We start from the raw sequence: 24,942 nt of genomic DNA, 5'->3' as shown, positions 1-24,942 counted from the left end.
TTCCCCGGGCCTGGGCGCGCGCCCCGCCGAAATCCCCGGCGCCCGCCGCCCGCTGCCTACCGCCGGGGGCGTCGTCCGCCCGCCGGTCCCGCGTCCCGACCCGGCGGCGTCGCCGACCGGAATCACCCGTCCCCCCGTGATTCCCGCAGGGCATCAGGCGCTGACCGCGTTGCAGCGCAGTGCCGCCGCCGCGGCGGCCCGTCGCTCGTCGGGAGCATGGTGAGCACCCCCGCCCTGGTCCTGGTCGCACACGGCACCAGGAGCGCCCGGGGTGTCGAGATGATCGCCGAACTCGCCGAGGCCGTGGCACTCGAACTGGGTGCCTCGCAGACCGGTGCCGGTGCGGCGTTCGGGGCCGCATCGGCACCGTCCGCGCCGCAGGTCCGCACGGCCTTCGTGGACGTGCTGGGCCCGTCGCCGTCCGAGGTGCTCGGCGCCTTGGATCCGGTTCCCACCGTGGTGGTTCCGGCCTTCCTGGCGTCGGGCTACCACGTCTACCAGGACGTGCCGCGAGAGGTGGCCGCGAGTGCGCACGCAGCGGTCGCGGTCACCCACGCGATGGGCCCAGACCCCGCCCTGGCCCACGTCATGCACCTGCGCCTGCGCGCGGCGGGCTGGCAACCCGGCGACGCCGTCGTCTTCGCCGCCGCCGGCTCCTCCGACGCCCGCGCCCGCCGCGACGTCCAACGCGCCGCCACCCTGCTCTCCGACCGCCTCGGCACCCCCGCCCACCTCGCCTACATCGCCACCGGCGAGCCGAAAGTCCCGGAAGTCGTTGCCGCAGTCCGTGATCGCGGCGCACAACGCGTCTTCATCGCCTCCTACCTGCTCGCACACGGCCTGTTCCATCAGCGTCTGCACGACGCGGGCGCCGACGGCGTCGCCGAACCCATCGGCGTACACCCCGCCGTGGTCGCCCTCATCGCCGATCGCTATCGCGTTGCCGCACACCGTCTCTCCACCGTCCGCGCGGCCTGAGCGCCCCATCGCGCTCAGGCGTCCGCGCCACGGTAGGTGTACAGGTCCTCGAGGAACTTGCGCCGCAGCGCCGGAATCTTCGCGGTCAGACTGAAGTACGTCCGAGCCGCGAACAGCGCCAGCCGCCCGACACCCGGCTTGTACAGCGGGTCGTCCCCACTGGTGCCGTTGTTGTCCAGCGAGTCCGCGACCCGCGCGAACCCGTAGGGCAGCATCTCAGCCTCGTAGCCCTCGACCGCCGCCAGCAGTGTCTTGCGCCCCCGGTCGGCGGCGATGATCTCCTGGCACAGCAGCGCCGCGTCCCGCAGCGCGGTATTGGCCCCCACACCCTGCCCGGGAGTCATGGTGTGGATGGCGTCGCCGAGCAGCGTGATATTCGTGCTCTTCCACGGCTCGACCGGCACCGACGTCGAAATCCGCAGCGGGAAGGCGGCTTCCGGATCCGACAGCTCGAACAGGCGCCGCAGATCCGGATGCCAGTTCTCGGTGACCCGCAGGGCGGTCGCGATCAGTTCGGCCCCGCGCTGCTGCTCGATCCCCTCCGGGAAGTGCTCGTGTGAGCTCCACACCGACAGGTTGATGTAGTCGCGGCTGTTGTCGAACTGCAGTCCCGACCAATCCTGGAGCAGCGCAGCGTCTTCCGGGTTCTTGGGGTTGCCGTCGGCATCCCACTTGAACTCCATGACGTGCAGCATGCCGAGCAGCCCCTTGGTCCCGAAGATCAGTGAGATGCCGTTGGCGGTCTCCGCGCTGAGCAGCGCCCGGGTCTCGGGAGTGAGCGCCGTCTTGGTCGCGATGGAGGTGATCCCGGCCTCCTTGATCTCGGCGTGCGGCAGGAACTGGCGGCGCAGCGCCGAGCGGGTCCCGTCGGCGGCGACCAGCAGATCACCGGTGTCGTGCGTGCCGTCCGCGAAATACGCTGTGACGGTGCCGTTCTCGTGCTGCTCGTAGTGGGTGAAGTCCTTGCCGAAGTGGATCACGTCGTCCATGCCGGTGAACAGGATCTGCCGCAGCGTGGACCGCGACACCGAGCGTTCGCTGTTGACGTCGTCCACGTCGTCGCGCAGCGGGATGCTGGCGGTGACGTGCTTGGACTGGGTGAGCACGTTGAAGTGCCGCGGCGTCCGGGCGCAGGTGGCGACGAAGGTGTCGAACAGCCGGGGCGGCAGGCACTGCCGCAGCGCCCGGTTGCCGGTCGGGTCGATGCCGACCCGGTAGCCGTAGAGCCCGTCCCGCCGCGACCCGTAGCGCTCGTGCACGGCGACCTCGATGCCCGCCTGCCGCAACCCGTGAGCCAGGCACATGCCGCCGGTGCCGCCGCCGATGATGATGACCTTCATGCCGTCACTTCCCTTGATTGTCGAGCATCTTGGTGATCAAGACATGCATAGCTTGCACCTCAAGTATCTTGATTGTCAAGATAAATCTGCGCACGGGTTGACCCCGGGGGAGCCGTGGAGGTCGCCACGCAGCTCGGCTAACTATGGGCGAATCGCCGAATTCGACTGGCGCTTGGTGGTTTACATTTCCGCATGGCAATGTGTAGCGGAATTTCGGTCAATGATCTGGAGGACCATCACGTGAAGAAGTTTGTCGCCACCGCCGCACTGGTTGCGGGTTGTGCCGCCGGAAGTTTCGGAACCGCTTCGGCCGATCTCCCGCGCCCGGACATCTACGACCCGTACCAGGCCTGCATGGCCGCGGGGCAGACGTACGACCAGTGCGCGGCGATGGCGAACGGCACGCAGCCCGACCAGCCGAGCGCGGGTTTCGGCTACACCGGTTCGGCCGCGTCGCACTCGTAAACAATTCGATTTCAAATTTTGGGCGGCGGGACTTCGGGGACTCGCCGCCTTTCGCGTTTCCGGGTTTGCGCGACTCCCGCTATCTCGCTCACCGGTATTGATCCCCGCATCGCCGTGACATCCGACGAGGATGGCGGCATGCCCGAACATCCCGCCCGCCGTGCCGGACTCGCCTCGCAAGCCGCGGTCCGTGCCAAGCGCAAGGACGACTGGCTGGCCCTCTTCGCCGCCGACGCCCGGGTCGAGGATCCGATCGGAGTATCCCCGTACGACCCAGCGGGACAGGGTCATTCGGGTCGCGAGGCCATTGCCGCGTTCTGGGACAAGGCGATCGAGCCCAGTCGCATCGAATTCCACTGGACGGATTCCTTCGCCTGCGGTGACGAGGCCGCGTTCACCGGCACCATCCGCAGCGTGCGCCCCGATATCGCGGTGGAGGTCGATCTGGTGGCCGTCTATCGCGTCGATGCGGACGGCGAAATCACCGCGCTGCGGGCATTCTGGGAACTCGCCCGCGCCCGCACCGCCTGACCGCCCTACTTCCCCGGCGTTTGCAGCGCGGGAAACCAGATGTCGGTCAGCACATTCGCCGCTTCCGCCGCCGAAACATCGATGGTCCCCTGCATGGCCCACCGCGTGAAGAACCGCTCCAACTGCGCGACCAGTAGTTCGATCCGCAGTCGTGCCTCTTCCTGCCGGTCATCGGGCCACCGGCTCAAATACGACGTCATGACATTCGGCAGCGCCAGAATTCCCTCGCGCGCCACCTCCCGGAATTCGGGTTCGAGTGCGGTCGCCTCGTCCCAGGCGGGCAGTAGGTCCTTGTATTCCTGGAACCAGTCGATGGCCCGCCGCATCCAGGCCGCGAATTCCTCGCGGGAGCCGCTGTCGAGTACGTGGTCGAGGTCTTCGTAGAAGTGCTGGACGCTGGGCAGCGTGCCCTGTTCGGCGATCGCGCGCAGCACATCGGGTTTGCCGGTGAAGTGCAGGTAGAAGGTGGCGCGACTGCAGCCGACCGCGGCCGCGATGTCGTCGACGCGGACCGTCGCGTAGCCCTGGGTGGTGAACAGCTGGGTCGCGGCCTCGATGAGTCGGCTGCGGGTGAGCCGCTTCTGCTCGTCGCGCAGGGAGGTGCGCTTGGTGGCCGGTGCGTCCGGGGTCTGCTCGGTCTGCATGCCGTTGATAATAGACGCAGATCTACTCACTAGACATGGTGTCTAGTGAGTGTTAGCGTGTGTGGCACGTCACGTCGGGTGGGGAATGTGACCCATCGCCGCACCAGGAGAATGAATTGCCTGCTCTAACTGCACGATCCCGTGAACTGCCCCGCGTCTGCATCATCGGCGCCGGCCCCTCGGGGATCACCGCCGCGAAACGGCTCGCCGAATACGGGATCCCGTTCGACTGCTACGAAGCCTCCGACGAGGTCGGCGGCAACTGGTACTTCAAGAACCCGAACGGGATGTCGGCCTGCTATCAGAGCCTGCACATCGACACCTCGAAGTTCCGCCTGCAATTCGAGGACTACCCCGCTCCCGACGAGTGGCCGGACTTCCCGCATCACAGCCAGCTGCACCGGTACTTCCAGGATTACGTCGACCATTTCGGCATCCGCGACCGAATCATCTTCAACAACAAGGTGATCTCCGCCGAGCGCGATGCCGACGGCCTCTGGGTGGTCACCACCGACAAGGGCCGCACCGAGGTCTACGACGCGCTGCTGGTCGCCAACGGCCACCACTGGGATCCCCGAATGCCGGACTACCCGGGCGAATTCGACGGTGTCGTCATGCATTCGCACGCCTACAACGACCCGTTCGACCCGATCGATATGCGCGGCAAGCGAATCGTCGTGGTGGGCATGGGCAATTCGGGTCTGGACATCGCCACCGAACTCTCGCAGCGCTTCATCGCCTCGAAGTTCTACCTTTCCGCGCGCCGCGGCGTGTGGGTGCTGCCCAAGTACGTCAACGGCAAGGTCGGCGACAAGGCGTCCATGCCCGCCTGGATGCCGCCGAAGCTGGGTCTCAAGCTCAAGCAGCGCTTCGTGGTGAAAAACCGTGGCCTGATGGAGGATTACGGCCTGCCCAAGCCCGATCACCTGCCGTTCGAGGCGCATCCCTCGGCCAGCGAGGAATTCCTGCATCGCGCGGGCTGCGGTGACGTCACCTTCAAACCGGCCATCACCAAACTCGACGGTGAGAAGGTGCATTTCGCCGACGGCAGCGTGGAGGCCGTCGATGTGGTGGTGTGCGCCACCGGATATCACATCAGCTTCCCGTTCTTCGGTGACAAGGCTCTGCTGCCCGACGAGCGCAACAAGTTCCCGCTCTACCGTCAGATGGTGAAGCCCGGCATCGACAATCTGTTCTTCCTGGGCCTCGCGCAGCCGATGCCGACCCTGGTGAATTTCGCCGAACAGCAGTCGAAACTGGTGGCCGCCTACCTGACCGGCAACTACCGGCTGCCCTCGCAGACCGAGATGACCGAAGCGGTGACCGCCGCCGAGGAAGCCCGCACCGGCCGCTACTACGACTCGCCGCGCCACACCATCCAGATCGAATTCGAGCCCTATGTCAGGGATCTGGAGAAGGAGATGGCGCGCGGCGCGAAGCGGGCCGCCACCTACGGTCACACGCTGCCGATTCCGGCACGCGCGGCGGCCCGGGTCTGAGGGAGGCGGAACAGATGAGCAGTGTCGCTGGTTTGTGCGCCGACGAATTCGCCCCGCTGCGTGCGGCTTTCACCGAACAGGTGGAGTCGGGCGCGGAACTGGGCGCGTCGCTGTGCGTGATGGTGGACGGCGAACCGGTGGTGGATCTGTGGGGCGGCTGGGCCGACCCCGACAAAACCCGCCGCTGGGCTCCCGACACCCTGGTCAACACCTTCTCGATCACCAAGACCATGGTGGCGCTGTGCGCGCTGCTGCTGGTCGATCGCGGTGAACTCGACGTGCACCAGAAGGTTTCGCACTATTGGCCGGAGTTCGCGGCCAACGGCAAGGCCGATATCGAAGTGCGGCACCTGCTTTCGCACACTTCGGGCGTCTCCGGGTGGGAAGCGCCGATCGTGCTGTCGGACATCTACGACACCGAGGCCGCCGAGGCCCGCCTGGCCGCGCAGGCCCCGTGGTGGGAGCCGGGCACCGCGTCCGGCTATCACGCCATGAACTACGGGCACCTGCTCGGCGCGGTGATCCGCCGCATCACCGGCCGGCCCCTGGGCGTCTTCTTCGCCGAGGAACTGGCCGGACCGCTGGGCGCGGACTTCCACATCGGCACGGACGCAGACCATTTCGACCGCATCGCCACCCTGGTGCCGCCGGACCTGCCGGAGTTCGATCAGTCGCTGCTGCCGCAGGACAGCATCATGTTCAAGACGCTGTTCCAGCCGCTGCTGGATTTCGCCGAGGTCGGCAGCCCCGCCTGGCGGAGTGCGGAACTCGGTGGCATGGGCGGGCACGGCAATGCCCGCTCCATCGCCCGCCTACAGTCGCTGATCAGTTCCGGAGGGGAGCTCGGCGGCCGGAAGTTCTTGTCGGACAAGACCATCGACCTGATCTTCGAGCCGCAGTCCGACGGCGTGGATCTGGCGATCATGCTGCCGCTGCGTTTCGGCATCGGCTACGGCCTGCCGCAGGCGCAGACCGCCCCGCAGGTGCCGGACGGCCGGGTGTGCTGGTGGGCCGGAATCGGTGGCGCGTTCGTCGTCAACGATCTCGATCACCGGGTCACTTTCGCGTACGCGATGAACCGCATGGAAGCGGGCCTGATCGGCTCGCCTCGTGCGGACGCGTACCTGAAAGCGACCTTCGACACAGTCAGGGGGCGTGCGTGATCGGCCTCACTCGGGCAAGCTGCGAAGGTTCGCGTTATCGGATTCGAGGACTTGATTAATGACTAGTGCAGTTGATCTCCAGGCGCTCGCCGCGCAGGTCGCGGGCAAGTTGACCGGGCCGGGCGGGCCGTTCGAAATGACCGTCGAGCAGGTGCTCGGCGCGCCTCAGCCGGTGTTCCGCAACCGGCACGCCTCCCTGCTGGAGCTGCTGGAGTCCTCCCGCGAACTGGGTGAACGCGACTATCTGGTGTCCGCCCGCACCCGCCTGACCTTCGCCCAGCACTACGCGGCGGCGGGTGCGCTGGCCGCCGCCCTGTCCGAGCGCTACGGCGTCGGCAAGGGCGACCGGGTCGGCATCCTGGCCGCGAACGCCCCCGAATGGGTGCTGACCTTCTGGGCCGCGCAGCGCCTGGGCGCGATCCCGGTCGGCTACAACGCCTGGTGGGCGCCGCGTGAGATCGCCTACGGCCTCGAGCACAGCGCCCCGAAGGTGGTCGTCGCCGACGCCAAGCGGGCCGCGCTGACCGCCGAGACCGGCACCGACATCCCGGTCCTCACCATCGAGACCGACCTGCCCGCGCTGCTCACCGAATTCGCGGGCGGCAACCCGTCGGCGACCGTCACCGAGGACGATCCGGCGATCATCCTCTACACCAGCGGCACCACCGGCCGCCCCAAGGGCGTGGTCCACACCCAGCGCAATATGGTGGCCGTCGCCGACTACCACCGCTTCATGGACGCGCTCGCCGCCGGTTTCCGCGGCCAGGCCTGGGACGGTTCGCCCGCGGGCCGCCGCTACCTGGCGACCATGCCGCTGTTCCACATCGCCAGCCTGCACAACCTGTCGATCCCGCGTCTCACCACCGGCGACGCCGTGGTGTTCCCGACCGCGGGCGAGTTCGACGCCGAATCCCTGCTGGCCCTGGTCGAATCCGAGCGGGTCACCAACTGGGCGGCCGTACCGACCCTGGCGAGTCGCATTCTGGGCGTGGACATCTCACGTTTCGACCTGTCCTCGCTGGCCGCGTTCTCGCTCAACTCGGCCCCGTCCTCCCCGGCGCTGGTGCAGCGGCTGCGTGAGCACTTCCCGGTGGCCTTGCAGGGTCTGACCACCAGCTACGGCTGCACCGAATCCGGCACGGCCGCAACGGTTGCCACCCCGCCGGAGTTGGCGGCCGACAACGAGACGGTCGGCCGCGCGGTCGTCGGCGTCTCCCTCGAGGTCCGGGACCCCGACGGCAAGGTCGTCCCCGAGGGCGAGGAGGGCGAGATCTGCATCCGCAGCCCCTACGTCATGCTCGGCTACTGGAACGACGAGGCCGCCACCGCGTCCGCGATCGACCCGGACCGCTGGCTGCGCACCGGCGACTTCGGCACGCTGCGGGCGGGCAAGCTCTACATCTCGGGCCGTCGATCGGATCTGATCCTGCGTGGCGGCGAGAACGTCTACCCGCAGGAGATCGAGAACATTCTCGACGAGCATGCGGCGGTGCGTGAGTCGGCCGTGATCGGTGTCCCGCACGAGGATCTCGGTCAGGAGGTGGCCGCCATCGTCGTGGTCGACGACCCGGCCACCATCTCCGAGGACGAGCTGCGCGACCACGTCGCCCAGCAGCTGGCCTACTTCAAGGTGCCCGCGCGCTGGCTGGTGACCGCGGATCCGCTGCCGCGCAACGCGACCGGCAAGGTGCTGCGCCGCGAACTGTCCCTGGGGGAGTGAATTCCTGTGTACGACACCATCATCAAGAACGGTCGCTGGTTCGACGGCACCGGCGCGGCCTCGGCCGTCCGTAACCTCGGTATCCGCGACGGCCGGGTGGCGAAGGTTTCGGCCGAACCACTCGACGAAACCGGTTGTGCCCGAGTGATCGACGCGTCCGACCGCTGGGTGATGCCCGGCATGATCGACATCCACACCCACTACGACGTGGAGGTGCTGCTGGATCCGACGCTGTCGGAGTCGCTGCGGCACGGTGTGACCACGCTGGTGCTGGGTTCCTGTTCGCTGTCGACGGTGCACGTCGAGGGTTCGGACGCGGGTGACCTGTTCGGCCGGGTGGAGGCGATCCCGCGCAAGCATGTGGTCGCCGCGGTGGACGGGTTGAAGACCTGGAACAGTGCGCACGGCTATGTGGCGGCGCTGGAGTCGCTGCCGTTGGGCCCGAATATCGCCGCGTTCATCGGACATTCGGATATCCGGGCCGCCCAGATGGGTCTGACCCGGGCGACCGATCCGAAGGTGCAGCCCACCGATGCCGAGCTGAAATCCATGGAGCACAAGCTGCGTGAGGCGCTGGACGCCGGTTTCGTGGGTATGTCGTCGCAGCAGCTGCTGTTCGACAAGCTCGACGGCGAGGTGTGCCGTTCACGCACGCTGCCGTCGACCTATGCGACGACCAAAGAGCGTCGGCGGTTGAATCGCATTCTGCGCGAACGCAAGCGGGCGCTGCAGGGTGGTCCGGATGTGGCGCGTCCACAGAGCCTGGTCGCGATGGCGATCAGCAGTCTGGGCATCGGACGCCCCAACTTGAAGGTGAGCCTGCTGTCGGCGGCCGACATCAAGGCGATTCCCGGTGTGGTGAAGGTCTTCCCGCTGATCGGCAAGATCATCAACGGTTTGGGCGGCGACTTCCGCTGGCAGCATCTGCCGGTCCCGTTCGAGGTGTACTCGGACGGCATCGACCTGCCGGTCTTCGAGGAATTCGGTTCCGGCGCAGCGGCATTGCATCTTTCCAACCAGTTGGAGGAGCGTCGCGACCTGCTCGCCGATGAGGAGTACCGGCGCTGGTTCCGTAAGGACTACGACAAGAAGTGGGGCCCGAGGGTCTGGCATCGGGACTTCTTCGACGCCGAGATCACCGAATGCCCGGACGCCAGTGTCGTCGGCAAGACCTTCGGTCAGGTGGGTGTGGACCGTGGCGGCGTGCACCCGGTCGACGCGTTCCTGGACCTGGTCGTCGAATACGGACCGAAGGTGCGCTGGCGCACCACCATCTCCAACCATCGCCCCGAGGTCCTCGACGCCTTGGCCGCCGATCCCAGTGTGCAACTGGGTTTCTCGGACGCGGGCGCACACCTGCGCAACATGGCCTTCTACAATTTCGGCCTGCGCCTGCTGCGCCGAGTGCACACCGCTCAGGAGGCGGGCCGCCCGTTCATGACGGTCGAACACGCCGTGCACCGGGTCAGCGGTGAACTTGCCGACTGGTACGACCTGGACACCGGGCACCTGCGCGAAGGCGACCGCGCCGACATCCTGATCGTCGACCCGGCCCGCCTGGACGACAGTCTCGACGCCTACGCCGAGAACCCGATCCCCGAGTTCGACAACCTGTCCCGCATGGTCAACCGCAATGACGAGACTGTCACCGCGGTTCTGGTCAACGGCGAATACGTGTTCGGTCTCGGCGAGCGTGCCGCCACTCTCGGCAAGGAACGCACCGGCGAATTCCTGCGCGCTGGCCACCGCTGACCCCGCGCGACCACTGATCCTTCGGGTCTTCCCGAAACTGTTTGAGGAGCAACACCTATGAACGCCCGCAAATTCGATGGCCGCACCGCGGTCGTCACGGGTGCGGCGTCCGGCATCGGCGCGGCCATCACGGCCGCGCTGATCGCCGAGGGCGCCAACGTCGTCGGCCTCGACATCGATGCCACCGGCCTGGACAAGAAGGCCGCCGAACTCGGCGACGCCTTCATTCCGACCATCGCCGACGTCACCGACGAATCCCAGATCGAGGTCGGAATCGCAGTAGCCGCAACCCGTTTCGGCCGCCTCGACGCCGCGTTCAACGTGGCGGGCGGCTCCCGCATCGGCGCGGTCACCGACCTACTGGAACAGGACTGGGATTTCACCATCGACCTGATTCAGAAGAGCGTCTTCCTCTGCACCAAACACGAAGCCCGCCTGATGAAGTCGACCGGCGGCGGCGCGATCGTCAACATCTCGTCCCTGGACGGCCGAGTCCCCATGCCCGGCGGCAGCGCCTACTCCACCGGTAAAGCCGGAGTGGTCATGTTCTCCAAGAACGCCGCTCTCGAACTGGCCCCTTACAACATCCGCGTCAACACCATCCTCCCCGGCCTGGTCGACACTCCCTTGGTGGCAGCGGTGATGGGCTACGAGCCCGCCAAACAGATGTTCCTCGACCGCATTCCCATGGGTGTGGCCGCCCGCGCCGACCAGATCGCGGCCCCGGCGCTGTTCCTTGCCAGCGAGGATGCCTCTTACATCACCGGTACGGAACTGGTTGTTGATGGTGGGTGGGAGATCTCGAACTTTCCCAATCTCGCCAAGCTTGCTGGGTAGCAAGGTGGATGAGGTGATGCTCCCGCAGCGGTGGACGTGATAGTCGCTGGGTGAGGGTTGCCCTCCTACCCCTGGATAAACCCATCACCGGTTCACAATGCAGGCTCAGAGATTTAGTTCAGCGTGGTTACCTCGCCTGCCCTACCGGACGTTGGCTGACGCGACCTGCGAGCCGCCACCCTCGGTCCCAGCCCAGGGACTGCACGCATCACCTTTCAAGACCAAGACCGCCCGGACAAGAACAAGCAAAAACAAGACCCTCGAGACAAGACCCGGAAAGACAAAAGCCCCAGACACTCTCGCCGGGAGATCTCGCGCCTTCGAACCAAGGTCAGGGAGCTCTCGCCGTGGTGAACCGGACACAATTTGACGGTGAGAGCTCCCTGACCTTGATACGGCGGGACGCGGACATGAGCAGTGCCAGGTCGTGCAGCGGGCAGCCTTCAGCACGGTGAATGCCGTGTTGGATGTGGCGGGCCGAGCTGCGGCTGTCCGCTATTCGGGTGCTCGGTGGGCGATGCGCGCTTGATACGCGAGGCGGGCGCGTCGATTCTGGCTGCGTGCCACCGATTGCGCGATCTGCTCCGCCTTGTGATGGCGATGATTCACGTGTGGAGTTTGCGTTGGATCGACGGGCAGGGGAGAAATCCACCCGGTCCGTCCGGCGAATGGGGAATCCTTTCCCATCACCACGGTTTTCCAACCGTTCGGGCCGTCATTCACCAAGGCATGGCAGTGATCGCAGGCCAGCGTCAGGTTCCTCAGGTCGGTGGGTCCGCCTTTGGCCCAGTCGGTGACGTGATGCACCGCGCACATCGAGGGCGGCGCGTCGCATCCCGGTCGGGTGCAACCCTTTTCGGAGGCAATGAGGGCGAGACGCTGCGCGGAGCTTGCCAGGCGGCGAGCGCGACGCAGGTGCAGCGGCATGCCGTGACGGTCGAAGATCGCCAGAATCGGCTTCGTACCCGCCGCCATCTTCAACGCCTCGTTGATCGAAAGCTGGGTACCGGTCGCGGTATTCGCGATACCCGCGGCGTTCTCCAGATCCTCGAGGCTCATGGTGATCACGGCCTGGACCGGAAGGCCACGGTGCTTGCCAAGCTGGGCCGGATCGATATCCGGGTTCAGGATCATCGCCAGAGCATCATGAATACGCATCGCCGTGGTACGCGTGTCACGCCGGGCGGCAGCCTCGAGGACAGCCTTGTCGACCTTGCCGTAGAACAGGTTCGGGCTCTGAGGGTCGTCGAGGTTGCAGACACCGGGGCGGGCGTACTTCGAGATGATGACATCCCAGACGGTGCGGACGGTGGGCATGATCCAGCCCTGTACCCAGGACATGCCGTCGGCGCGCTGGCGTCCGATTGTGAGGCCCCGCATACGCTTACGATCCGCGTCGGTGGTCAAGGAACCATCCGGGTCCAAACGGGCGATGATTTCACGCCCGATACGCGGCAGGTCATCCGGCCAGCCCTCACGCGAGTAGTCCAGCAACTGCGTTTCGACCTCGGTACGGGTTTCCGCATCCACAGCGTCGGGCAGCTGATGCAGGACTTCGATGATGTTGCGGACGTGATCGCGGGAGATCTCACCGATCTCGTAGGCGTGCGCGGTAGCCGCCAACGCAGGCTCGCGCAGATGTCCTGTGGGGTCCCGGAATTCACCGACCTGCTCGGTCACTTTCGCGCGACAAGTGGCGTCGTACTTGGTGAGCCGCAACGTATCCCGCAGGTACCGAACAACTCCTCCCGCACCGGAGGTTTGCGGCATCGACCGATCGGAGACTTCGATGATCAGGCGTGAATCCATCGCCGACAACACGCGCTTGCACATCTCGCACTGCTGCAAGAACTCGGTGAGCTCATCCTCGGAGAAGTGAGTGAAATCGGTGGAGGCCACAACATTCACCGCGGCGACCAGGTCGGCCATACCGCTCATGTTGGATGATTCCCCCGAATTCATACCCCCATTCTACTCCTGAATTCAAACGAAAGACACCGAATTCCCTTGCAGTATAAGGAAATTCGGTGCTTCAGAATGGCTTGTATTCCAGGCCTGTGTAATTCAGCTGTTCGCTGAAGGCGGTAGGTAAAGCGGCCCTGGGTCGAACACCGTCACCAGCACCACGATGTTCCCGTAAGGCGCGGACCCCTGTGCCATTCGGTGCCCGAACCGAGCCAGTGACATCCGCCACCCGTATTTGGCTTCGGTGGCCTGCTGTACATGGACCAGCAAGGTCCCCGCGGTGACGAGTTGGGCGAGCCCTTGGCGTTGGTGGGAGCCGAGGATCGGGCTGCGCCAGTCGCCGGGTTGGACGATGACCCGGTTGTCCAGGGCGAGTTGTTCGGCTTCGGCGGAGTAGGAGGAGACGCGGAACGCTATCTGGTTGTCGCCGATGGGGATGACGAGGCGGGGTGCGGTGACGAGTTGGCGGGGCCCGACCACGCGGGTGACGAGGACGGTTTTCGCCTCCTGCCACATGGCGGCCGCGGCGGACTTTCCGGGGGCGTGGGTGGCGGGGCGGGAGCCGGGTACGGGTTCGGCGATCTCGAAGCCGACGGGTTGGACGTCCGTGAGGGTGCCTGTCATAGCGTTCGGTCCTTTCCGTGACGAAACCACGTGCTGGAACCGGTTGCCGGGCAAGCGAATCGGGCGATCGGGAAGCTCCCGTCGCCGCGACATTGCGATCACCCATCGGGGTGGCGTCACCGTCGACCGCCCAATCGGCCCGTTCCAGCCCTGCGAGTCCGGAATCCCGACGCCCCTTGCGCCTCCGCCTCGCCGACCCGCGCCGACAGCCACACCCCAACACGTCACGGCCGCTGTCGGCCGATCCCCTTCGATAGTGCAGTTATCCGGACCGCCTGGCAACGACACTGGTCAAAGGGGGCGAATCCGTCGGTCCGCGCGCGGTTGCGGAGTTCGCGACGTAATATATCCGGCGGGGGTGGATCATGCGGCGAAGCCGAGCAGCGTGGGGTAGCGCACTTTTCACGATCGTGGTGCCGGGAACGGTTGCGGGACTTATACCGTGGCTGATCAGCGGCTGGCACGTCGAACACGAGCTGTCGCACGTGGTGGTGATTCCCGTCGCCGGAGTGGTGCTGATCGTGGCGGGACTGCCGGTGCTGTTGCAGGCGATCTACCGGTTCGCCGCCGAGGGTTCCGGCACGCCCGCGCCCGTGGCCCCGACGCAGCGGCTGGTGGTCGGCGGCCCGAACCGGTTCGTGCGCAATCCGATGTATCTGGCTGTCGTGTCGATCATCATCGGCCAGGCATTGCTGCTGGGGCAGGCGGCCGTGCTCTGGTACGGGCTGGTGGTCGCCCTGGGGCAGGCGCTGTTCGTGCGGTTCTACGAGGAACCCGCGTTGAGTCGCCGATTCGGCAGTGACTATGACGACTACCGGGCCGCGGTGCCCGCATGGCTCCCCAGGCTCACACCGTGGACCCCGGCCGGGGAGCGCTCGTGATCGGCGAGCTCAGCCTGCGGCCTTGGTGACCAGGTCGGTGATGCGCTGCTCGACACCGGCGTTCCAGGCGGTGAGTGCGAAAGCGGTGGGCCACATTTCGCCGTCGTCGAGGGCGGCCAGGTCGTTGAAGCCGAGGGTGGCGTAGCGGTAACCGAACTTCGCGGCGGTCTGGAAGAACAGGACCACCTTGCCGTCCTTGGCGTAGGAGGGCATGCCGTACCACAGCTTCGGGGACAGTTCGGGGGCGTGCTCCTTGACGATGGCGTGAATGTGCTCGGCCATCGAGCGGTCGGGGTCGATCATCTCGGCGATCTTGGCGAGCACGTCGGCCTCACCGTCCGCCTTGGTTGCCTTCGAGCCGCGGCGAGCCGCCGTCTTCAGTTCTGCCGCATGGTCTTTCATGGCGGCGCGCTCTTCGGCGGTGAAGCCGACGGCGGTCTTGGCGGACTTGGTGGCGGTGGTCTTGGTGGTGGTCATTTCGGTGCCTCCTGTGAGTGTCTCTTGCGATTGATTTCATCGTAGAAACGAGACACCCCTGGAGGCTTCTTCAAAACTGATCGGTTGTGAAAGACCTGTTCAAAGGCTATTTGCGAGGCAGGGCAGGGGTCTCCCAGGCGCGGGCGAAGCGGCGTTTGTCGACCGCGTGGGTCGGCTTGCTGCGGTAGACGACATAGGGCCGAACCAGGTAGCCGACGGGCGCGGAGAACATGTGCACCAGCCGCGTGTAGGGCCAGAAACCGATGAGCGTCAACACGATCAGGCCGTGCACCTGGAACGTCCAGGGGGTGCCGATCATCAGGTCGGGGTGCGGGTGCAGCGTGAAAAGGCTACGGAACCAAGGGGATACGGTCTCGCGGTAGTTGTAGGTGCCCCACAGTAGGTTGCTGCCCAGCGTGTTGAGCAGGCCGGTGATCAGTGCCGCCGCCAGCAGGAGGTACATGAGCTTGTCGTTGGTGGTGGTGGCCTGCCGGACGGCGGAGACGGTGAACCGCCGGTACAGCAGGATGCCGATGCCCGCGATCACGGCGAACCCGGCGATCGATCCGGCCGACACCGCGACCACGTGGTACAGGTGCTCGGAGACGCCGACCGCGTCGGTCCAGGACTGCGGGATGAGCACGCCCAGCACGTGGCCGCCGATCACTCCGAGCATGCCGAAGTGGAACAGCGGGCTGCCCAGACGCAGCAGCCGCGACTCGTACACCTGCGAGGACCGGGTGGTCCAGCCGAACTGGTCGGTGCGGTAGCGCCACAGGTGGCCGAGCAGGAACGAGGTGAAGGCGATGTAGGGCAGCGTCGTCCAGACCGCGGTGGTCATCGGCGTGCCTCCGATCCGGTGAAGGCGAGCGGGTCCGTGGCGAAGGGGTCGAGGCCGACCTCCTCCTCGGGCGGTCCCTCGGCGGCGAGTTCGGCGATGCGCCGGCGGTCGGCGGTGGTGACCGGTGGCAGGGTCGCCACCACCGACGCCAGCACCCCGGCATAGGGAGATCCGCTGTCGGACAGTGACAACCGCAGCAGCTCCAGTACCGGGACATGTTCGCCCAGCAGGCGTTCGCCGCCGACCGGGTCGACCGTGGCGGCGAATTCGAGCAGGACACAGAGATGGTCGGGGAGTTCCTCGTCGCCGAGTTCGACGCCCGCGTGCCGATAGGCGTGCTTGAACCGCAGCAGGGCCATCCCGCGTTTACGGGTGTCGCCGTAGGCGTAGAAGGTGAGGTGCAGGCTGGCGCGGCGGCGCATGTCGAAGGTTTCGACGTACTGCTGGGCCAGGGTGATGGGGTCGGTGGCGCGCAGGTGGGTGAGCAGGGGTGCCAGCTCGGTGCGGATCGGGTCCGGGAGTTGCGTTGCGGCGGAGTCGAATTCGTCGATAATCGCCAGCAGTTCCGGGCCCGGGTAATCGAGCAGGAGCGCGCACAGTCGCCAGGTGAGCAGCCGCGCGGCCTCGGGCATCGCCACCGTGGGTTCGGGGCGGCGGCGCAGTTTCAGCAGGCTCATCGACCGGCTCCGGTGGGTTCGGGTGCGATGGCCAGGTCGGGGTCCGGGGCGTGACCGCCGGCGCCGTTGCCGTCGGTCACGCCATGGCCGGTGGCGCCGCTGCCATCGGCCCCGGTGGGCAGGAGACCCGCTGTGCTCTTGCCGTCCCAGTTCAACAGGTTGACCCGGGTCGACTTGCCTTCCGGCGCGGCATCGTTGGAGTCCGTCAGGTGGAACTTGTCGGCCATGTAGTCGAAGGCGGTCATGCCGGGGCCGCCGTCGGTGTCGAGGCTGCAACCGGTGGCGAGGGAATCCAGTTCGTGCGCACGGGAAGTCGCGCCGGAGGGGATCACGTAACGGTGCTCGTACTTGGCGATGGCGAGCAGGCGGTACATGGCTTCGATCTCTTCGGGTTCCAGGCCGATCGCGTCCGGGATGGACAGGTCGGGCTCCTGGCCGAGGTTGATCGAGCGCATGAACGACCGCATCGCCGCGAGGCGTTGCAGCGAGGCGCGCACGGGGCCGATCTCACCGGCGGTGAAGAGTTCCGCCAGGTATTCCAACGGGATTCGCAGCGCGTCGATCGCGCCGAACAGGTTGTTGTGGTTCTCGCCGTCGTGGCCGGTCTGGGTGAGCGTGTCCACCACCGGTGAGAGCGGCGGCACGTACCAGACCATCGGCATGGTCCGGTATTCCGGATGCAGCGGCAGGGCGATCTGGTAGTCGACGATCAGTTTGTAGACCGGCGAATCCTGTGCGGCCGCAATCCATTCCGGGGAGATACCGGCGCGCTCGGCCTCGGCGACCACGCGCGGGTCGTGCGGGTTGAGGAAGACGCCGAGCTGCGACGGGTACAGGTCCTTGTCGTCGGTGACCGACGCGGCTTCGAGGACCTTGTCGGCGTCGTAGAGCATGATGCCGATGTAGCGCAGCCGTCCCACACAGGTTTCCGAGCAGACCGTCGGAATGCCCACTTCCACACGCGGGTAGCAGAACGTGCATTTCTCGGCTTTGCCGGTCTTGTGGTTGAAGTAGATCTTCTTGTACGGGCAGCCGGTGACGCACTGCCGCCAGCCGCGGCACTTGTCCTGGTCGACCAGGACGATGCCGTCCTCGGCGCGCTTGTAGATCGCGCCGGACGGACAGGAGGCCGCGCACGACGGGTTGAGGCAGTGCTCGCAGATGCGCGGCAGGTAGAACATGAAGGTCTCTTCGAACTCCAGCTTCACCTGCTCGGACAGCTTGGCCAGCAATGGATCCCGGCCCACCTGGTCGGGGCCGGAGCCGAGCGAGTCGTCCCAGTTGGCGCCCCAGGTGATCTTGGTGTCCTCGCCGGTGATCAGCGATTTGGGGCGGGCCACCGGGGTGGTGTCCATCTGCGGGGCGGACAGCAGATTGTCGTAGTCGTAGCTCCACGGTTCGTAGTAGTCCGACACCGTGGGCAGGTCGGGGTTTGCGAAGATGTTGAGCAGCCGCTTCATTCGCGAACCGGACTTCAGGGTGAGGCGGCCCCGCTTGTTGAGGGTCCAGCCGCCCTTCCACTTCTCCTGATCCTCGTACCGGCGCGGATAGCCTTGTCCGGGACGGGTTTCCACATTGTTGAACCAGATGTATTCGGTGCCGCCGCGATTGGTCCACGCCTGCTTGCAGGTGACGCTGCAGGTGTGGCAGCCGATGCACTTGTCCAGGTTCATGACCATGGCCATCTGCGCCATGACGCGCATATCAGTACTCCACTTCCTGCGAGCGCTTACGGATCGTGGTGACCTCGTCGCGCTGATTTCCGGTGGGGCCGTGGTAGTTCAGCGCGAACGATTGCTGCGCGTAGCCGCCGATGAGATGCGAGGGCTTGATCATGATGCGGGTGAGCGCATTGTGGATGCCGCCGCGTTTGCCCTTGCCCGCGGTGGTGTTCGCGTTGCCTTCGATGCGCGGCACGTTCACGGCGCGGTCCTGGGCGTGGTACATGAACACGGTGCCCTCGGGCATCCGGTGCGAGACGATGGCGCGGGCCACGACGATGCCGTTGCGGTTCACCGCCTCGATCCAATCATTGTCCGCGACACCGATTTTCGCGGCGTCGACCTCGGACATCCAGATGGCCTGGCCGCCGCGGGAGAGCGTCAGCATGTGCAGGTTGTCCTGGTAGGCCGAGTGGATGGACCACTTGGAGTGCGGGGTCAGGTAGCGCACGGTGACGCCGTTCTCGCCGACCGAGCCGATGTCCGGTTCGCTGAACAGGGCGGTCATGTCCAGGGGCGGGCGGTAGATGGGGAGTTGTTCGCCGAGTTCCATCATCCAGTCGTGGTCTAGATAGAAGTGCTGGCGGCCGGTGAGGGTGTGCCAGGGCTTGTCTCGTTCGACGTTGATGGTGAAGGGGGAGTAGCGCCGGCCGCCGGTCTCGCTGCCGGACCATTCCGGGGAGGTGATCACCGGGACGGGGCGAGCCTGGGTGTCGGCGAAGGTGATTCGCTTGCCCTCGTGTTCGGCGGCCAGGTCGGCGAGCTTGGTTCCGGTGCGTTTCTCCAGGGCGTGGAAGCCCTCCACCGCGAGTCGGCCGTTGGTGGTGCCCGACAGTGCCAGGATGGCCTCGGCGGCGTGGGTGTCCTTGGCCAGGGACGGACGCCCCTGTGCCACACCGGAAACGATGGTGCCGTTGACGCCCTTGAGGTATTCGACCTCGGCGTCGGGGATGGTGGTCACGCCCTTGGTGGTGAGGCCCAGGGTTTCGACCAGTGGGCCCAGGGCGGCCATCTTCTCCGCGACGCTCGGGTAGTCCCGCTCCACCACAACGATTTTGGGCATGGTCTTACCGGGGATGGGTTCGCATTCGCCCTTCTTCCAGTCCAGCACCCGGCCGCCGACCTGTGCGAGGGCGTCGGCGGTGTCGTGCTGCAACGGCATCGCCACGATGTCCTTGCGCTTGCCGAGGTGCTTCTCGGCCAGCCAGGAGAAGCCGCGCGCGATGCGGTGGAAGGCGTCGAAATCGGTCTTGGTCTCCCACGGCGGGGAGATGGCGGGGGAGAAGGCGTGCACGAAGGGGTGCATGTCGGTGGAGGACAGGTCGTGCTTCTCGTACCAGGTGGCGGCGGGGAACACGATGTCGGAGAACAGGGTGGTGCTGGTCATCCGGAAGTCCAGGGACAGCAGCAGATCCAGCTTCCCGGTGGCGGCCTGGTCACGCCATTCCAGTTCCTGCGGGCGGACGCCGGTGGCCTCGCCGGTCTGCAGGTTCGAGTCCGCGCCGAGCAGGTGCTTGTGGAAGTACTCGTTGCCCTTGCCGGACGAGCCGAGCAGGTTGGCGCGCCACACGGTGAGGACGCGAGGGAAGTTCTCGGGGGCGTCGGGGTCCTCGCAGGCGAAGCGCAGGTCGCCGGATTTCAGGCCGTCGACCACGTAGTCGGCGGCGGATTTGCCCGCCGCCTCGGCCTCGTCGGCCAGGTCGAGGGGGTTGCGGTTGAGGGTGGGGTACGACGGCATCCAGCCCAGACGTGAAGCGAGAGCGATGTTGTCGGCGGCGGTGCGGCCCGCGAACGCGCCCTGCGCCAGCGGGGAGGCGAAGGTTTCGGAGGTGAACGGGTCGTAGCGCCACTGATTGTTGGTCAGGTACCAGAAGACGGTGCCCTGCATCTGGCGCGGCGGGCGCTGCCAGTCCGCGGCGAAAGCCAGTGTGGACCAACCGGTTACAGGGCGGCACTTCTCCTGGCCGACGTAGTGGGCCCAGCCGCCGCCGTTCACGCCCTGGCAGCCGGTGAGCAGGGTGAGGGTGAAGAAGGAGCGGTAGATCTGGTCGGAGTGGAACCAGTGGTTGGTGCCCGCGCCCATCAGGATCATCGAGCGGCCCTTGGAACGGGCCGCGTTGTCGGCGAATTCGCGGCCGATGCGTTCGGCCTGGACGGCGGGGACGCCGGTGATCGATTCCTGCCACGCCGGGGTGTACGGCTCGTTCGCATCGTCGTAGCCGGTCGGCCAGCTGCCGGGCAAGCCGGACCGCGCCACGCCGTACTGGGCGAGCAGGAGATCGAACACCGTCGTCACCGTCCGCCCCGCCACGACGGTGGTCGGCACGCCGCGGGTCACTACCCCCGCGTGCGGCCCGTCGAAGCGGGGAAACTGCACGGCCGCAGCAGCTTTGGTGTGGCCGTGCAGGGTCAGCAGGGGATCGGTGTCCCCCAGGTCCAGGTTCCAGCGGCCCTCGCCCGCCGCGGTGAAGCGGTGGCCGAGAGAACCGTTGGGCACGAAGGGAATTCCGTCGGAGTCCAGCAGCACCGTCTGGTGCTCCGCGCCCTCGGCGATGTCGCCGAGATCGGCGGCGGTGAGGAATTTGCCGGGAGTGGCCAGGTGGCCGAGGTATTCGCCGTCGGCGCTCCAGCCGCCGTCGCGTTCGTCGAGGATCACCAGGTAGGACAGGTCCGTGTACTTCTTCACGTATTCGGTGAAGTACTCGGTGGTCTGGTCGACGAAGAATTCCTTGAGGATGACGTGGCCCATGGCCATGGCGAGGGCGGCGTCGGTGCCGGGGCGGGCGGGCACCCATTCGTCGGCGAACTTGGTGTTGTCGGCGTAGTCGGGGGAGACGACCACGACCTTCTGGCCGCGGTAGCGGGCCTCGGTCATGTAGTGCGCGTCCGGGGTTCGCGTCACCGGGACGTTGGAGCCCCACATGATCAGGTATCCGGCGTCGAACCAGTCGGCGGATTCCGGGACGTCGGTCTGGTCGCCGAACACCTGCGGGGAGGCGACGGGCAGGTCGGCGTACCAGTCGTAGAACGACAGCATGGAGCCGCCGATCAGCGAGATGAAGCGGGCGCCGACCGCGTGCGAGACCATCGACATGGCGGGGATGGGGGAGAAGCCCGCGACCCGGTCGGGGCCGTACTTCTTGATGGTGTGAACGTGTGCGGCAGCGGCGATCTCGGCGGCTTCCCACCATTCGGCGCGCACGAAACCGCCCTTGCCGCGGGCGGACTTGTAGGTCTGCGCGTGCTCGGGGTTCTCGACGATGGACTCCCAGGCCAGCACCGGATCCTTGAGGCGGTCCTTGGCGGCGCGGTAGAGCTCCAGCAGGGCGCCGCGCACGTACGGGTAGCGAATGCGGGCCGGGGAGTAGGTGTACCAGGAGAAGGACGCGCCGCGCGGGCAGCCGCGCGGCTCGTACTCCGGCTTGTCCGCGCCGACGCTGGGATAGTCGGTCTGCTGGGACTCCCAGGTGATGACGCCGTCGGAGACGTAGATCTTCCACGAGCAGGAGCCGGTGCAGTTGACGCCGTGGGTGGAGCGCACCACCTTGTCGTGCGCCCAGCGGTCGCGATAGAACTCGTCGGCCTCGCGGCCGCCGACCTTGTGCAGGGTGCGCATGTCGTCCGACACTTCGCCGCGGTGGAAGTACTTCCCCAGTCGCAGCAGTGCGTCGGCGGACGAGTGTCCGTTCTGCGAGATGGTCATGACGCCCCCTTCGAGCTGGAAAACCGGGCTTGCGGCTCGACTGTAGGGATGTGGCGGGAGCTTGGAAAACGGTTCTCTCACAATGCGCTCCGGGCCGCTGTGAGCTGTGAGATCGCGGCAATGTTCCGGTCACTGCGGGGTTGCGGCACAACCGTGTGGTTTCCGATCTGACCTGCGGAAACCTTCCGTTCGCGAGTGAAACGCGTTCTCGGATAGGGGGTTCGGCAGGTCGGCGGTGATGCTTCGGAAACTGCCGGTTCTCGCCTACTTAATATTTGTTAACACAACGAGCGATTGCTGAACGATCGCTGTCGAGAGGTCCCACATTCGGGGCGAGGGGGCGAATATCGTGCAGCTATGCAGCGATTCGACGGCGTGATCCAGAGTGCGAACGGTGGCGGCGCGATCATCCCGGTACCGGAGGCGATCATCGCGGCACTGGGCGGCGGCGGGCGAATTCCCGTCAAGGCCACTTTCGACGGGGTCCCGTATCGGGGGTCCATCGCCAATATGGGGGCGGGGCCGTGCCTCGGGCTGTTGAAGGGGATCAGGGCCGAACTCGGCAAGGAGCCGGGGGACACGGTCGCGGTGACGGTGGAACGCGACAGTGCCGAGCGGACCGTCGAGGTACCCGAGAAGTTGGCGGCCGCGCTCGAGGCGGCGGGTGCGCGGGGTGCGTTCGACGCACTGTCCTATACGAATCGCAAGGAGCACGCGGCGGCGGTCGCCGAGGCGAAGCGTCCGGAGACCCGGACGCGTCGCATCGCGAAGATCGTCGAATCGTTGGACAGGAAGGCCTGACCCGGTCTATTCGGCGATCAGTTCGGCTTCCGAGTCGAGGGCGCGTTGGTCGTCTTCCGAGACGCCGATGGTGCCGGGGCGGTATTCGACGGCGCGGAGGTCGCCGGTGTAGCGGTAGACGCCGTGGCGGTCGTGCAGTTGCCAGGAGACTGGGCCGCGGGCGTCGAGGCCGACGGAGATGCCGGTCCAGGGGGACATGCCGACCAGTTGGACCTGGTCGGTCAGGTGGGTGGGGTCGTGGGCGTCGATGGTGATGGTGAAGTCCCAGCGGAGGTGGGGGCGGACGGTGGCGGTTACGGTGAGAGTGGTTGCGCCGTCGGGGATTTCGCCCGCATCGACGGTGGCGTAGTTGCCGTAGCCGTTGTAGCCGAAGATCAGGTGGCCGTGTTCGGCGTAGAGGTGGTAGCCGCCGAGGGTGTCGCCGTGGGCTACCAGGACGCCCTCGTCGCCTCGGCGGTAGCCCGCCAGGGTCACCGTGATCGTGAAGTCGCGGTAGGCGATCAGGCGCTGGGAGCGGTAGCGCTCCAGGGTGGGGGTGCCGGGGAGGATGCGGACCGGGTCGGCGAAGCGGGATTCCTCGGGGCGGCGCCGGGCCAGGTCCTGGCGGGTGACGAGGGGGAAAACCGTGTTGTGCCAGGCGGCTTCGTCCCAGGCGGCGGCGAGTTCGGCGACCTTGTCGGGGAGTTGCTCGGACAGGTCGTGCAGTTCGGTGGGGTCGGTGCGGACGTCGAAGAGCTGCCAGCGCGGGTTGTCGATGCCGCGTTCGGGTTCGTAGAGGGCCAGGAGTTTCCAGCCGTCGCGGTAGAAGCCGCGGTGGCCGGTCATTTCGGAGTACTGCTCGACGTGTTCGGAGACGGCGGCGGTGTCGCGCAGGACTTCCACCGCCGAGACGCCGTCGAAGTCCTTGGCGGGCAGGCCGTTGCGGACGGTGGGGATCTGTAGTCCGGCCAGTTCCAGCAGGGTGGGGGTGAGATCGGTGATGTAGACGTATTCCTGGCGGACGCCGTCGTCGGATCCGTTGCGGGGCAGGCCCTTCGGCCAGGAGAGCACGAAGGGGACGCGGACGCCGCCCGCGAAGGTCTGGCCTTTGTAGAAGCGGAAGGGGGTGTTGGAGGCCTGGCCCCAGCCGCGCGGGTAGTGCACGCCGAGCTTGGCGGTGCCGATGAGTTCGTCGTCGTGTGGGACGTCGCGTTCGAAGTCGGGTTCGTCGACCTGTGCGAACTGGGCGAAGTAGGTGCGGGTGCCCTCGGGGCCGCCCTCGGCGGTGCCGCCGTTGTCGGAGGTGAACACGATGATGGTGTTGTCGAGTTCGCCGAACTGCTCCAGGGTTTCGACGATGCGGCCCAGGCTCTGGTCGATGCTGTCGACCATGCCCGCGTACACCTCCATGTAGCGTTCGAAACGGGACTGCTGCTCGGGGGTGAGCGAATCCCATTCCTGCGCTTCGTAACCCGGCTCGGTGTTGCGTGGCTTCTGCTGGGTGCCCTCGGGGAACAGGCCCTGCGCCAGCTGGGCGGCGAATCGGGTCTGGCGCAGTCGATCCCAGCCCTCTTGGTAGCGGCCCTGGTACTTGGCCTGGTCGTCCGGCTTGGCCTGGAGGGGGCCGTGCATGGCGGTGTGGGCGAAGTAGAGGAAGAAGGGTTTGGTCGCGTCGTGGGCGCGCAGGTCCTTCAGGTAGGAGATGGCGCGGTCGGTGTAATCGTCGGTGAGGTAGTAGCCCTCGGGGTATTCCTCGATGTTCACCGGGGAGCTGTCGGAGACCAGTTGATTGGGGTGGTAGAAGGAGTTCAGGCCCTCGAGGGAGCCGTAGTAGCGGTCGAAACCGCGGTGGGTCGGCCAGGAGTCGCGGGGGGCGGCGGGGTGCAGCGTGGCGTCGCGCACCAGATGCCATTTGCCGACCGCGTAGGTGGCATAGCCGTTGGCGCGCAGGATCTCCGGCAGGGTCAGCACGTCGTCGGCGAGTTCCAGGCGCAGGCCGGGGTAGCCGGGATCGGCGTTGGCGACGAAGCCGAAACCCGCGCGGTGCGAGTTGACGCCGGTGAGCAGGGCCGCTCGCGACGGGGAGCAGAGCGGGGTGGTGTGGAAGTTGGTGAGGCGCAGGCCTGCCGCGGCCAGGCGGCTCAGTGTGGGGGTGTCGATTTCGGAACCGAAGGGCGCGATATCGCTGAAACCCATATCGTCGACGAGGACCACGACGATATTGGGTGCGCCCGCGGGGGCGGTGGGCGGGTAGAGCCAATCGGGCGTCGAATCGGCGGTGGTGCGACCGGCGGTACCGGCGAAGTCGTCATAGCCACGGGCATGGGAGGGGACAGCCATGCGC

20 protein-coding genes are annotated in these 24,942 nt (G+C 66.7%); 10 read left to right on the top strand and 10 right to left on the bottom strand.

Annotation, left to right across the window (positions count from 1 at the left end; all coding sequences use genetic code 11):
* Positions 1 to 216: 216 nt before the first annotated feature.
* Positions 217 to 978 (top strand): sirohydrochlorin chelatase, encoded by a 762-nt coding sequence (locus tag OG300_RS24650; protein ID WP_405485390.1) that lies wholly within the window; start codon positions 217 to 219, stop codon positions 976 to 978.
* Positions 979 to 992: 14 nt separating this feature from the next.
* On the opposite strand, the gene OG300_RS24645 is transcribed toward OG300_RS24650, so the two are convergent.
* Positions 993 to 2,318: an FAD-dependent oxidoreductase gene (locus tag OG300_RS24645; RefSeq protein WP_405485388.1), complete on the bottom strand. Its 1,326-nt coding sequence runs from the start codon at positions 2,316 to 2,318 to the stop codon at positions 993 to 995.
* 240 nt (positions 2,319 to 2,558) lie between these two features.
* On the opposite strand from OG300_RS24645, the gene OG300_RS24640 reads away from it, so the two are divergent.
* Both OG300_RS24640 and OG300_RS24635 read left to right on the top strand, forming a co-directional pair.
* Positions 2,559 to 2,783: a hypothetical protein gene (locus OG300_RS24640; RefSeq protein ID WP_405485386.1), complete on the top strand. Its 225-nt coding sequence runs from the start codon at positions 2,559 to 2,561 to the stop codon at positions 2,781 to 2,783.
* A 138-nt stretch (positions 2,784 to 2,921) separates the two neighbouring features.
* A complete protein-coding gene (locus tag OG300_RS24635; RefSeq protein WP_405485384.1) occupies positions 2,922 to 3,314 on the top strand; it encodes a nuclear transport factor 2 family protein in 393 nt (130 codons plus the stop codon).
* A 5-nt stretch (positions 3,315 to 3,319) separates the two neighbouring features.
* On the opposite strand, the gene OG300_RS24630 is transcribed toward OG300_RS24635, so the two are convergent.
* Positions 3,320 to 3,958 carry a TetR/AcrR family transcriptional regulator gene (locus OG300_RS24630; protein WP_405485382.1) on the bottom strand — a complete coding sequence of 213 codons (639 nt, stop codon included), beginning with the start codon at positions 3,956 to 3,958 and terminating at the stop codon, positions 3,320 to 3,322.
* A gap of 116 nt (positions 3,959 to 4,074) precedes the next feature.
* Here OG300_RS24630 and OG300_RS24625 point away from each other — a divergent pair, with 116 nt between their 5' ends.
* Genes OG300_RS24625 through OG300_RS24605 form a run of 5 tightly spaced genes read left to right on the top strand, consistent with a single transcriptional unit; the run spans position 4,075 to position 10,929 of the window.
* The gene (locus tag OG300_RS24625) at positions 4,075 to 5,457 is read left to right on the top strand and encodes a flavin-containing monooxygenase (RefSeq protein ID WP_405485380.1); all 1,383 of its coding nucleotides are present in this window, start codon (positions 4,075 to 4,077) and stop codon (positions 5,455 to 5,457) included.
* 14 nt (positions 5,458 to 5,471) lie between these two features.
* Positions 5,472 to 6,620, top strand: coding sequence for a serine hydrolase domain-containing protein (locus OG300_RS24620; RefSeq protein WP_405485378.1), 1,149 nt, complete (start codon positions 5,472 to 5,474; stop codon positions 6,618 to 6,620).
* A gap of 58 nt (positions 6,621 to 6,678) precedes the next feature.
* Positions 6,679 to 8,340, top strand: a complete 1,662-nt coding sequence (locus OG300_RS24615) for a class I adenylate-forming enzyme family protein (RefSeq protein ID WP_405485376.1) — start codon at positions 6,679 to 6,681, stop codon at positions 8,338 to 8,340.
* Positions 8,341 to 8,346: 6 nt separating this feature from the next.
* Complete coding sequence (locus tag OG300_RS24610; RefSeq protein ID WP_405485374.1) at positions 8,347 to 10,092, top strand: amidohydrolase family protein; 1,746 nt, start codon at positions 8,347 to 8,349, stop codon at positions 10,090 to 10,092.
* Positions 10,093 to 10,149: 57 nt separating this feature from the next.
* A complete protein-coding gene (locus OG300_RS24605; RefSeq protein WP_405485372.1) occupies positions 10,150 to 10,929 on the top strand; it encodes an SDR family NAD(P)-dependent oxidoreductase in 780 nt (259 codons plus the stop codon).
* A 495-nt stretch (positions 10,930 to 11,424) separates the two neighbouring features.
* Here OG300_RS24605 and OG300_RS24600 read toward each other — a convergent pair whose 3' ends face one another.
* Together OG300_RS24600 and OG300_RS24595 are read right to left on the bottom strand one after the other, a co-directional pair.
* Positions 11,425 to 12,858 carry a DUF222 domain-containing protein gene (locus tag OG300_RS24600; RefSeq protein WP_405498652.1) on the bottom strand — a complete coding sequence of 478 codons (1,434 nt, stop codon included), beginning with the start codon at positions 12,856 to 12,858 and terminating at the stop codon, positions 11,425 to 11,427.
* A gap of 135 nt (positions 12,859 to 12,993) precedes the next feature.
* The gene (locus OG300_RS24595) at positions 12,994 to 13,518 is read right to left on the bottom strand and encodes a hypothetical protein (RefSeq protein ID WP_405485370.1); all 525 of its coding nucleotides are present in this window, start codon (positions 13,516 to 13,518) and stop codon (positions 12,994 to 12,996) included.
* A 365-nt stretch (positions 13,519 to 13,883) separates the two neighbouring features.
* Here OG300_RS24595 and OG300_RS24590 point away from each other — a divergent pair, with 365 nt between their 5' ends.
* Positions 13,884 to 14,399 (top strand): methyltransferase family protein, encoded by a 516-nt coding sequence (locus tag OG300_RS24590; protein ID WP_405485368.1) that lies wholly within the window; start codon positions 13,884 to 13,886, stop codon positions 14,397 to 14,399.
* Between the two features lie 9 nt (positions 14,400 to 14,408).
* On the opposite strand, the gene OG300_RS24585 is transcribed toward OG300_RS24590, so the two are convergent.
* From OG300_RS24585 to OG300_RS24565, 5 genes are all read right to left on the bottom strand, one after another.
* A complete protein-coding gene (locus OG300_RS24585) occupies positions 14,409 to 14,876 on the bottom strand; it encodes an iron chaperone (RefSeq protein ID WP_405485366.1) in 468 nt (155 codons plus the stop codon).
* A gap of 106 nt (positions 14,877 to 14,982) precedes the next feature.
* Positions 14,983 to 15,717, bottom strand: a complete 735-nt coding sequence (gene narI / locus OG300_RS24580; RefSeq protein WP_405485364.1) for a respiratory nitrate reductase subunit gamma — start codon at positions 15,715 to 15,717, stop codon at positions 14,983 to 14,985.
* Positions 15,714 to 16,394: a nitrate reductase molybdenum cofactor assembly chaperone gene (gene narJ / locus OG300_RS24575; RefSeq protein ID WP_405485362.1), complete on the bottom strand. Its 681-nt coding sequence runs from the start codon at positions 16,392 to 16,394 to the stop codon at positions 15,714 to 15,716. The genes narI and narJ overlap by 4 nt, the downstream gene beginning before the upstream one ends.
* Positions 16,391 to 18,088, bottom strand: coding sequence for a nitrate reductase subunit beta (gene narH, locus OG300_RS24570; RefSeq protein ID WP_405498651.1), 1,698 nt, complete (start codon positions 18,086 to 18,088; stop codon positions 16,391 to 16,393). The genes narJ and narH overlap by 4 nt, the downstream gene beginning before the upstream one ends.
* Positions 18,089 to 18,098: 10 nt before the next feature.
* Positions 18,099 to 21,818: a nitrate reductase subunit alpha gene (locus OG300_RS24565; protein ID WP_405485360.1), complete on the bottom strand. Its 3,720-nt coding sequence runs from the start codon at positions 21,816 to 21,818 to the stop codon at positions 18,099 to 18,101.
* Positions 21,819 to 22,175: 357 nt separating this feature from the next.
* On the opposite strand from OG300_RS24565, the gene OG300_RS24560 reads away from it, so the two are divergent.
* Positions 22,176 to 22,619 (top strand): YdeI/OmpD-associated family protein, encoded by a 444-nt coding sequence (locus OG300_RS24560; protein WP_405485358.1) that lies wholly within the window; start codon positions 22,176 to 22,178, stop codon positions 22,617 to 22,619.
* Positions 22,620 to 22,625: 6 nt separating this feature from the next.
* On the opposite strand, the gene OG300_RS24555 is transcribed toward OG300_RS24560, so the two are convergent.
* Positions 22,626 to 24,938, bottom strand: coding sequence for an arylsulfatase (locus OG300_RS24555; RefSeq protein ID WP_405485356.1), 2,313 nt, complete (start codon positions 24,936 to 24,938; stop codon positions 22,626 to 22,628).
* Between the last annotated feature and the right edge of the window lie 4 nt (positions 24,939 to 24,942).

This window comes from Nocardia sp. NBC_00511, assembly GCF_045161165.1.
In the GTDB taxonomy this organism is placed as follows: Bacteria; Actinomycetota; Actinomycetes; order Mycobacteriales; family Mycobacteriaceae; genus Nocardia.
The sequence above is the reverse complement of the archived record's forward strand: the minus strand, read 5'-3'. Positions and strand labels throughout refer to the sequence as shown.

Excerpts from the sequence above, each read along its gene's own strand:
- OG300_RS24650 (WP_405485390.1), top strand. The coding sequence starts at position 217 with ATGGTGAGCACCCCCGCCCTGGTCCTGGTCGCACACGGCACCAGGAGC.
- OG300_RS24645 (WP_405485388.1), bottom strand. The coding sequence starts at position 2,318 with ATGAAGGTCATCATCATCGGCGGCGGCACCGGCGGCATGTGCCTGGCT.
- OG300_RS24635 (WP_405485384.1), top strand. The coding sequence starts at position 2,922 with ATGCCCGAACATCCCGCCCGCCGTGCCGGACTCGCCTCGCAAGCCGCG.
- OG300_RS24630 (WP_405485382.1), bottom strand. The coding sequence starts at position 3,958 with ATGCAGACCGAGCAGACCCCGGACGCACCGGCCACCAAGCGCACCTCC.
- OG300_RS24620 (WP_405485378.1), top strand. The coding sequence starts at position 5,472 with ATGAGCAGTGTCGCTGGTTTGTGCGCCGACGAATTCGCCCCGCTGCGT.
- OG300_RS24615 (WP_405485376.1), top strand. The coding sequence starts at position 6,679 with ATGACTAGTGCAGTTGATCTCCAGGCGCTCGCCGCGCAGGTCGCGGGC.
- OG300_RS24605 (WP_405485372.1), top strand. The coding sequence starts at position 10,150 with ATGAACGCCCGCAAATTCGATGGCCGCACCGCGGTCGTCACGGGTGCG.
- OG300_RS24600 (WP_405498652.1), bottom strand. The coding sequence starts at position 12,858 with ATGGCCGACCTGGTCGCCGCGGTGAATGTTGTGGCCTCCACCGATTTC.
- OG300_RS24595 (WP_405485370.1), bottom strand. The coding sequence starts at position 13,518 with ATGACAGGCACCCTCACGGACGTCCAACCCGTCGGCTTCGAGATCGCC.
- OG300_RS24590 (WP_405485368.1), top strand. The coding sequence starts at position 13,884 with ATGCGGCGAAGCCGAGCAGCGTGGGGTAGCGCACTTTTCACGATCGTG.
- OG300_RS24585 (WP_405485366.1), bottom strand. The coding sequence starts at position 14,876 with ATGACCACCACCAAGACCACCGCCACCAAGTCCGCCAAGACCGCCGTC.
- narI (WP_405485364.1), bottom strand. The coding sequence starts at position 15,717 with ATGACCACCGCGGTCTGGACGACGCTGCCCTACATCGCCTTCACCTCG.
- narJ (WP_405485362.1), bottom strand. The coding sequence starts at position 16,394 with ATGAGCCTGCTGAAACTGCGCCGCCGCCCCGAACCCACGGTGGCGATG.
- narH (WP_405498651.1), bottom strand. The coding sequence starts at position 18,088 with ATGGCGCAGATGGCCATGGTCATGAACCTGGACAAGTGCATCGGCTGC.
- OG300_RS24565 (WP_405485360.1), bottom strand. The coding sequence starts at position 21,818 with ATGACCATCTCGCAGAACGGACACTCGTCCGCCGACGCACTGCTGCGA.
- OG300_RS24560 (WP_405485358.1), top strand. The coding sequence starts at position 22,176 with ATGCAGCGATTCGACGGCGTGATCCAGAGTGCGAACGGTGGCGGCGCG.
- OG300_RS24555 (WP_405485356.1), bottom strand. The coding sequence starts at position 24,938 with ATGGCTGTCCCCTCCCATGCCCGTGGCTATGACGACTTCGCCGGTACC.